The 8,885-nt window shown below is 46.3% G+C and carries 5 protein-coding genes; all 5 read left to right on the forward strand.

Going from position 1 to position 8,885, the window contains the following annotated elements; genetic code table 11:
- Positions 1-13 precede the first annotated feature (13 nt).
- Positions 14-649, forward strand: coding sequence for a deoxynucleoside kinase (locus tag KW844_RS26260; protein ID WP_218379744.1), 636 nt, complete (start codon positions 14-16; stop codon positions 647-649).
- A 173-nt stretch (positions 650-822) separates the two neighbouring features.
- Positions 823-1,608, forward strand: a complete 786-nt coding sequence (locus KW844_RS26265; RefSeq protein WP_218379745.1) for a hypothetical protein — start codon at positions 823-825, stop codon at positions 1,606-1,608.
- Positions 1,593-3,608 carry a helix-hairpin-helix domain-containing protein gene (locus tag KW844_RS26270; RefSeq protein WP_218379746.1) on the forward strand — a complete coding sequence of 672 codons (2,016 nt, stop codon included), beginning with the start codon at positions 1,593-1,595 and terminating at the stop codon, positions 3,606-3,608. Before KW844_RS26265 ends, KW844_RS26270 begins: the two co-directional genes overlap by 16 nt.
- A gap of 525 nt (positions 3,609-4,133) precedes the next feature.
- Entirely contained in the window at positions 4,134-7,358 is a 3,225-nt protein-coding gene (locus tag KW844_RS26275; RefSeq protein WP_218379747.1) for a SusC/RagA family TonB-linked outer membrane protein, read from the forward strand.
- A 39-nt stretch (positions 7,359-7,397) separates the two neighbouring features.
- Complete coding sequence (locus KW844_RS26280) at positions 7,398-8,717, forward strand: SusD/RagB family nutrient-binding outer membrane lipoprotein (protein ID WP_218379748.1); 1,320 nt, start codon at positions 7,398-7,400, stop codon at positions 8,715-8,717.
- The last annotated feature ends 168 nt before the right edge of the window (positions 8,718-8,885 follow it).

The raw sequence follows: 8,885 nt of genomic DNA on the forward strand, positions 1-8,885 counted from the left end.
TATCAACATAAGCATGGCGAAACAGACAAAAATCAAACATATAGCAATAGCAGGCAATATTGGTGCGGGTAAAACTACGCTCACCGAAATGCTTTGCAAACATTATAAATGGCATCCCCAGTACGAGGATGTGGAGCACAATCCTTACCTGAATGATTTCTACGAGGATATGCCCCGCTGGTCGTTTAACCTGCAGATCTACTTCCTGAATGGTCGATTGAAGCAGCTGCTGGAAATTCAGAACGGCAACCAAACCGTTATCCAGGACCGCACCATTTACGAGGATGCACATATCTTTGCGCCTAACCTCTATGAAATGGGGCTGATGACTAAACGCGATTTCGATAACTATTTCAATTTCTTTGAAACGTTGAAGTCGATGGTGAAGCCACCGGATTTGCTGATCTACCTGCAGGCGTCGGTGCCTACGCTGGTAGCGCAGATTCAGAAGAGAGGAAGAGAGTATGAAGAGAATATCCGCCTCGACTACCTGAAACGCCTAAACGAATATTACAACAACTGGATCGAGAAGTATAAAGAAGGTCCGTTGCTGGTGATTGATATTGATAAAAATAAATTTCCGGAAAGCGACGAAGATCTGGGTGAGATAATCTCGAAGATTGATTCTCAGTTGTACGGATTGTTCTAACATTTTTTAATGTGTGGGCCGCCGGGCGAAGCCCGGCATCCACACCAACGACACCGAAGGTGACGTTGGCACTCCTCCTCAAAAAAAATCCCCATTAACATCCACTAAAGGTTTTACCATTTTCTACCCCCTATTTTTGTTACATAAATAATTGTTTGTTTAACCAGTATATTATGTTTAACCCGCTGATATTAATCCCGCGTGTAAGCACGCTTTTTCTATTATTTTTCACCCTTTCAATCAATGGCATGCAGCTACCTCCTGCGGCGCGGTACTGGCATGGGGCGGTTTTTGGGGAGGTATACAGAGATGCTGTTTCATCGCTGGTTAATCCTGCGTTACTGGCTACAGGCAAGCGTGGGGTAGCGGTTTTTGCGACGCAGCCTTTTGGTATGGTTGGTATTCCCCTTTACACGGCTGCAGCAATGTTTCCTGTGGGCAATATGGGTGTAGGTATGCGGCTAATGCAATTTGGTAATCAATACTGGCGGCAGCAGGAAATTAGCGGGGGGATGGGCATTGGCTTAGGGAAGCTGGCGCAGGCAGGTGTGCAGTTTGGGTATCGCGGTAAAGCGGTGGTGCAGTATGGCAGCAGCGGCAATGTAGTGGCAGGGGCAAACCTGCGGTGGAAGGTGGCGAAGGATTGGACCAGCGCCGTGCAGGTATTGCGGGGCGACTATCTCCAATATTTTGCAGGCATAGGCTGGCAGCCTTCTCCTGCGTTGCTGTTTAGCGTGGAAGGCAGTAACACTAAGGATAAAAAGTATTACGGCACAGTGCAGGTGGTCACCTCCCTAGTTCCCGCATTGGCGCTGCAACTGGCTATAACCGGCCTGCCTGCTTATTTGCAGGCGCTCGTGCTGATTACCATGCGGCAATTCCGGATGGATATAGGTGCTGCTTTTCATCAGCAGCTTGGCCTTACGCCTTCAATTACACTGGTATGGCAAAAGCAATAGTTGCGCTGCTGTTATTGCTGGGTGTTTGTATTAGTGCATATGCGCAGGAGCAGGAACTATCCCGTGATATGCAGCAGCTCCTGGAAAATGAAACAGCTGCCACCACCAGCACCAGCGAAGACGATGAACAATGGCAGCAACTGGCATACCGGCAAAAGCATCGCCTGTCGCTGAATACAGCTGAGCTGCAGGAATTGACTGCATTAGGGGTATTGTCGCCTTTGCAGGTTGGAAACCTGCTGCAATACAGGCAGCTGTTAGGTAACTTTGTGAGTATTTATGAACTCCAGGCAGTCCCCGGCTTTGACTTACCGTTGATTAAAAAACTATTACCTTATGTAAAAGTAGGAGACGATCTGCAGGCACATTATTCCCTGAAAGATCTGCTGCGGAAGGGAGAGCAGGCTATACTGCTGCGTTACCGCCGGCAGCTGGAATTGGCCGGAGGATATACCAGAAAGGATAGCACACGTTCCTATTACCACGGAACACCCGGAAGTATGTTTATTCGTTACCGTTATAATTTTTCCCAGCACCTGAGCTACGGCATGAGCATGGAGAAGGATGCAGGAGAAAGTTTTTTCGGCGGCGCACAGCAAACGGGGTTCGATTTCTACAGCGCTCACCTGTTTGTGACCAATTATAAAGCAGTTCGCTACCTGGCGGTGGGCGATTATGCAGTAAACCTGGGACAAGGGCTGCTGCAATGGCATAGTCAGGCTGGAGGGAAAGGTGGTGCTGTGTTGCAGGTAAAACGGGAAGGCCCCGTATTACGGCCTTACACTTCGGCAGGAGAATATTATTTTTTCCGGGGCATGGGTATAACCACCCGCATTCATCAGCTGGATATCACCGCTTTTACCTCGCTTAGAAAACTGGATGGCACATTAGCTGCCACAGATACCATTGCAGACGAGCTGATAGCTACCGCAGTAGTAGCCAGTGGTTACCACCGCACCACTTCCGAAATAGCGAAAAAAGGACAACTCACACAGTTTACCAACGGCCTCTCCTGCAAGTGGAACGGTACCTGGCAGCCGGCGATCAATGTGGTGATGCACCAGTTTTCTCCTGCAATCCAGAAAGAAATAAAGCCATATAATCAGTTTGATTTTCGTGGGAATCAGCTGCTGAACTTCAGCGCCGACTACGCCGGCACATTTCGAAATATGCACCTGTTTGGAGAAGTGGCAGCGGATAAATCCGCTAACCTGGCTATTATGCAAGGTGTACTAATGAGTGCAGGCAGTCATGCTGATATTTCTATTGTATACAGGAATTATAGTAAACAATATCAAAGTCTCTACAGTAAAGGATTTGGGGATAGCTATAAAACCATGAATGAAACAGGGATTTATATCGGAACAAGTCTCAGGCTCGCCCGCAAATGGACCTTGGATGGCTATGCGGATTTCTTCCATTTCCCCTGGCTAAAATATGGGATAGATTATCCCTCCGGCGGCACAGAGTTCTTTTCACAACTTACTTTCACTCCACGGAAAGAATATCAGTATCAGCTACGCTTGAAGGTAAGCACAAAATATCCGGACCAGCAGTCCGCCAAAAGTATACGGCTCCACACCGAGCGTACCTGGAGTAAGCAATTTTCAACGGCAGCAAGGATGGAGTATAACCTGATGGCCACAACTGAAACAGCATTGCAGCGAGGTTACTTAACTTTCCTTGACCTGACCTATCGATGTAAGCAGCTACCCTTCTCCATTAGCGGCCGCTGCACCTGGTTTCAAACAGATAGTTATCAGTCACGGTTATACGCTTATGAAAGCAGCGTGCTATACGATAATAGCGTAGGTCAGTATTATGGGAATGGCTGGCAGTACTATATAAATATGAAATACAAAATCAGGAAAAACTGGACCGTATGGGCCAAATGCAGTCAGGCCTACTACCCGGATGTAACCAGTATTGGTAGCGGGTTAGATAAGATAAGTAGCAACAAAAAATCAGCCGTGCAACTACAAACTATGCTGAGTTTTTGAGGTACTGGTAAAGTTCAATTAAGCGAAAACAATATCGGAACAAGTTTTAGCCATTGAATTTCAACACGATATTTCGTGTAGGAATGAGCGTTAAAATAATGTTAAGGAAAATAGTTTTTGTTTTACAAATTTTTTCTACCTTGTGTTAACTCAATGCATCAACCAAAATCTAAATCGAATAGCGTTTATGACAATGTCGTAATTCGTTAATATGCCAAATACAACGGTGGAATAATACTTTTACCATAATCACTAAGACCTTGTGCCAGATAGGATTTCCCGTTATTTGTTGCCTGATTTTTTTGCTATAGTTTGTAACTATTGTTGTTAAAGAAATGGTTTTTTGTTTATGACATAGCGTTAGCTGTGACTACTTGTATTTATTTAAAATCAGTTTAGATGTTTTCCTATGCTATTATAGGTTAGCTATGACTCATAGCAACCAGGGACAGGTTTTTTATTGCTTGTGGAATTCCATCCCATAATTTTTTATTATTTAAAGTTCAACCAAAATCTGAATCATCTATGAAAAAGATGCTACTCTTTTTTGCCATGCTTATGGCAGTAGTCAGCATGCTACATGCCCAGACACGGCAGTTGTCGGGCGCCGTGAGAAGTACGGACGACGTTCCGCTCCCGATGGTAACCATCCAAATTAAAGGGACAACCACCGGTACTGTAACAGATTCTAAAGGCCGCTTTAGTCTTACTGTGCCAGAAGGTGCAGTGCTGGTAATCAGAAGCCTCGGTTATCAGACAAGGGAAGTACCCGCAGGCGTTTCTGCTACCTTAAATATTATGCTCACCCAGGACGATAAATCACTCAGTGAAGTAGTGGTAACAGCGTTGGGCGTAAAGGAAAATAAAAGAAAACTCGGCTTCGCTGCACAGGATATCAAAGCGGAAGACCTTACGAGAACAGCACCTTCGAATCCACTCAGCGCCTTGTCAGGTAAGGTGGCAGGAGCTTCTGTTATCACCGCTTCCGGTACACCTGGCGCCGCAGTGCGTGTAACCATGCGCGGGCCTACCACACTCGGCGATAACCAACCCCTGTTCGTTGTAGACGGTATACCAATGGATAACAGTGAAGTAAATACTGGTAGCGATGCCGGTGGAACCGCAGGCGTTACCCAGTCAAACCGCCTGGTAGATATGAACAATGACGATATCGAATCTATTACTACCCTGAAAGGTCCCGCTGCCGCTGCAATCTACGGTAGCCGTGCCTCTAATGGAGTTGTTGTCATCACTACCAAAAAAGGTAAACGCACCGTAGATGGAAAAACTTTCAATGTTTCTTATACTGTTACTGGCAACTTCGATAGAGTAAATAAACTGCCGGAAAGACAAAATAAATACGCACAGGGATTAGAAGGCACTTATCTCGGTCCTGATAATGCCAGTGGCTTCAGATCTTACTCCTTCGGTCCTGCGATTGATACGATGGTGTTCGACGGTAATGCCAACTATCTGTGGGATAAAAACGGCCGCCTCGTAGGCAGGAGCGCCAATCCAAGCGGTAAAAAAGCAAATGTTTATGATCCTTATGATTTTTTTGTTACCGGTAAAGGAATACAACACAATCTCAGTGTGAGCGGTGGCAATACCAGCCTGGGATACCGTGTTTCTGTTTCGCACATGAACCAGGGTGGTATCATCCCTAACTCGAACTTCAAAAAAACAACCGTTAACTTCTCCACAGATTATAAGTTTAACGACAAGTTCAACGTGGTGACCTCCATGAACTACGCTAACTCCGGTGGTAACCGCCCGCAGCAAGGTTCTAACACCAGCGGTATCATGCTTGGGCTCCTTCGTACCACGCCAACTTTTGATAACTCCAACGGTGGTCTTAAATTCGATGATCCATCTACCTATATGCTAGGCGATAACTCCGGCAGACAACGGAGCTACCGCGGTACCGGTGGTTATGATAACCCATACTGGACCGTAAATATGAACCCCTACACTGGCAGCGTTCAACGTTTTTATGGTAATTTAACCATGAACTACAAGCCATTTGAGTGGTTAACCATTACTGAGCGTGCAGGTGCGGACTACTCTTCCGATAACCGCAAACAAATCTACTCCAAATACTCTGCCGGCGCTGTTGCCGGTCAGTACTTTGAAGACCAGATGAGCAGCTTTACTATAAACAACGACCTCTTCGCCAGCTTCCAGAAAACGACTAAAAAGGTTTCCTATGGTCTAATGTTTGGTCATAACGTATATGACTATACGTATAAATATCTGCACACACAAGGGGATGCGTTTGTGTCTAACGATTTCCAAGGGATTACCAATACCCTGAGCAACAGCCTGGGCATCTCCAACTCCCGCCAGCGTCGTGTGGCATTCTATGGTCAGGCCAACTTCAGCTACGATAATTACCTGTTTATCGAAGCTACCGGACGTTATGAATCCAGCAGTACACTGCCGGTAGAAAACCAGTGGTATTTCTTCCCTTCTGTTAACGCCGGCTTCGTGTTTACGGATGCATTAAAAATGCATTCCAAAGTGCTGAACTACGGTAAAATAAGGGCTGCTCATTCTATGGTGGGTAGAGCCCTCAGCCCATACTTCACAACCACCTACTTCGGTCAAACTGCTCCCGGCGACGGCTGGACTAACGGTATTACCTTCCCATACAACGGTCTTGTTGGTTACTCCAAAGGAAGTGTTATCGGTAACGACAAGCTGAAAGCTGAAAAGACCAGTCAGACGGAATTAGGTGCTGAACTCCGCTTCCTCGGTGATCGTATCACACTCGATTATACCTTCTACAAAGGAACCAGCAAAGACCTGCTAAACCAGGTAACAGTGGCTACTTCCAGCGGTTACGGCAGCATCTGGCTCAACTCTGCTACCATGACCAACGTTGGTCATGAAGTAACCCTTGGTGTTACACCAGTTAAAACAAAGGACTTTAACTGGAACATGACGTTCAACTATTCACAGAATAGGAATAACGTAGTGAAGCTGGCAGAAGGCCTGGATAGAATCGATTTTAACGGATTCACCGGTATCTCCACATCAGTATTAGTAGGTAAACAATATGGTACCCTCTATGGCACCGGTTACCTTAAAGATGCACAGGGCCGCCTCGTGATCAACGATGAAGATGGTAGTCCGGATAAAGGCCTGCCAATCCTCCAGGATGCCTTACAATACCTGGGTGATATCAATCCTAAATGGATCGGCTCCTTCGGTAATACCTTTACCTATAAGGGTATTTCCCTCTATTTGCTTTTCGAAACACGCCAGAAGTTCAGCATGTGGAACGGTACCTGGGGTGCAATGACCAACTTCGGTGTGAGTGCCAATACCCTCGACAGGTATACTACCAAAGTGTTTGACGGTGTAAAAGGTCACATCGATGCCAACACTGGTGAAGTAATCACAAAAGGAGATAAAAATGATATTCCGGGCTTGCTGGACGAATACTTCTATACCGGCGTAGGTAGTGGATTCCTCGTAAACGAACCGTTTGTAGAAGATGCAAGCTGGGTACGTCTGCGCGAAATGTCACTCTCTTATCGTATTGATGGCAAGAAATTATTTAAAAACAAGCGCTACTTCCAGGGCGTGACTGTCTCCGCAATCGGCCGCAACCTCTGGCTCAGCACCAAATACAAAGGTGTAGATCCTGAAACAAGTCTGTTCGGAACCCAGGAAGCACAAGGTTTTGATTACTTCAATAACCCAGGTACAAAAACCTATGGTTTCAGCCTCAAATTCGAGTTCTAGTCCGGAAAAAACATAGGTAGTATTTTAAAAAATGACATCATGAAATTTAGCAATAAAATCATAGCCACATTAGGTATCGCTGCAGTACTGCTCAGCACCGGATGTAAAAAATACCTGGATGTAAACGTTGATCCAGACAGACCTTTACTGGCTTCCCCTGGTCCGGTACTTGCCGGCGCCCAGGTAACAGGTGCCTACACCCTGGGTGGCGCCGACTTCTCCCTGATTACAGGCATTCTTACCGGCCAGGTAACCGGTGCCGACAGGCAATTTGGTAACTATGAGAAGTATCAGCTGGTAGCGGATAACTTTAATAACCCATGGAGTAGTCTGTATCAGGGTACGCTGATTAATTATCAGGAACTGCTGCATACCGCAGATGCTAAAAAATATTTCCTGCTGGGTGGTATCACTAAGCTGATGACAGCTTACACCGTACTCACCATGACGGATGTATGGGGTGATCTGCCTTACTCCGATGCATTCAAAGGCCTGGAAGGTCAGTATAAGTCCAAATACGATAAGCAGGAGGATCTGTATAAGACCATCGACGGCCTGATCACTTCAGCCATCGCTGATCTCAACAATCCGGTTCCGGGTGTAAATCCTGGTACTTATGATGTGGTGTATGGCGGTTCCGCTTCCAAATGGATCAAATTCGCCAATTCACTGCGTTTGCGTTTGCTCATTCACCAGACTAAGAAAGATGCTGCCGGCGCTGCTGCCAAGGTAATCACTGCTGCCACTGCCGCGGGTGGCCTGATTACTGCCGAAGCAGATGATGCAGAAGTCTACTTCCTCGACGATGAGTCCAGAGCTAACCCGCTGTATCAATTCAATACGCAACGTGAAGGTTATGCCGAGTACGAAAATACCTATCTGACTAGTTTTATGGAAGCGGCCGGTGATACACGCCTGGATGAATACCTGGGAGGCTTTTACGATTCTCCGAATTCATCTGTATTGATGATCACCAGCTATGAAGTGGAATTCATCCTGGCAGAAGCTTTTGTAAGAGCAGGAGATAATGTAAATGGTAAGCTCCACTACGAAAATGCGGTGAAAGCCTCTTTTGCCAAAGTGGGTGCAGCAATTGGTAACTATCTGACCACCAGTGGCAGTTTTGATGCCGCCGCCAATAAACTCAACCTGGTGCTTACGCAGAAATATGTTGCCATGTACCTGCAGGCAGAAACCTACACCGACTGGCGCCGCACCGGTATTCCTGCCCTCACCTCAAAAGTGACCGGAAAGGAAATCCCTCGCCGACTGCCTTACCCACAGTCTGAAATCTCTTATAATTCCGAAAATGTTCCAGGGGGACTCACCCTTAACTCCAAAGTTTGGTGGGATCAATAATCACGTATTTCCAACGCTGATAAAAAAAGAGGGCCATTTGAGCTAGTCATGGTCGGAAGAAATTCCGACCATTTCTTTATGTTTTGAAGTAAATATCAGGATTTCCGCCACATAAGACAACGATTTGAGCAATTGCCAGATCCCTGACTTCCATAGCCATGCGCCTTT

This window comes from Chitinophaga sp. sic0106 (genome assembly GCF_019219075.1).
GTDB lineage: Bacteria > Bacteroidota > Bacteroidia > Chitinophagales > Chitinophagaceae > Chitinophaga.